Source organism: Pseudomonas sp. RW407 (assembly GCF_003176655.1).
In the GTDB taxonomy this organism is placed as follows: domain Bacteria; phylum Pseudomonadota; class Gammaproteobacteria; order Pseudomonadales; family Pseudomonadaceae; genus Pseudomonas; species Pseudomonas delhiensis.
The window spans coordinates 1-655 of sequence record NZ_QGSL01000054.1 but is presented as its reverse complement, the minus strand read 5'-3'; the positions used below and the strand labels follow the sequence as shown (position 1 = coordinate 655).

General features: G+C 67.2%; 1 protein-coding gene. It reads right to left on the bottom strand.

Translation table 11 applies throughout. The features are described from left to right. On the bottom strand, nucleotides 1-595 hold a 595-nt coding region (locus DK254_RS05765; RefSeq protein WP_109933018.1), incomplete at its 3' end, for a bile acid:sodium symporter family protein. Nucleotides 596-655: the final 60 nt, after the last annotated feature.

The following is a 655-nucleotide window of genomic DNA, read 5'->3' as shown; positions in this document are numbered from 1 at the left end:
GGGCGTAGGTGACGAAGGTCTGCCAGTCCCTGCTCACGGCGATGACGATGATCACCGCCAGCAGCAGCGCCGAGAGGATCTTCACCGGTTTCTCCAGGGCCGCCGCCAGCGCCGGCGCCAGGCGCCGCACCAGCATGCCGATGGCCACCGGGCCGAGGACGATGACGAACACCTGCAGCACCTTGCCGAACTGCAGCGGGATGGCCTGGCCTTCGTCCATGAAGTAGACCAGCGACAGGTTGACGATCAGCGGCATGGTGAAGATGGCGATCACCGAGTTCACCGCCGTCAGGGTGATGTTCAGCGCCACGTCGCCGTGGGCCAGGTGGCTGTAGAGGTTGGCCGTGGTGCCGCCGGGGGACGCGGCCAGCAGCATCATGCCCACCGCCAGCGCCGCCTCCAGGGCGAAGCCGAGGGTGATGAAGAAGCAGGCCAGCGGCAGCAGGACGATCTGGCACACCAGGCCGATGAGCACCGGCCTGGGGTAGCGCACGACGCGGGCGAAGTCGGCTAAGGTCAGGGACAGCCCGAGGCCGAGCATGATGATGCCCAGGGCCACGGGCAGGAACAGGGTGAGCAAGGGGCTGGCGGTCATTGTTGTGGTTCTCCTGCAGCACGCGAAGGGGCGGTCTGATGCCGCCGTAGGCCGATTCTT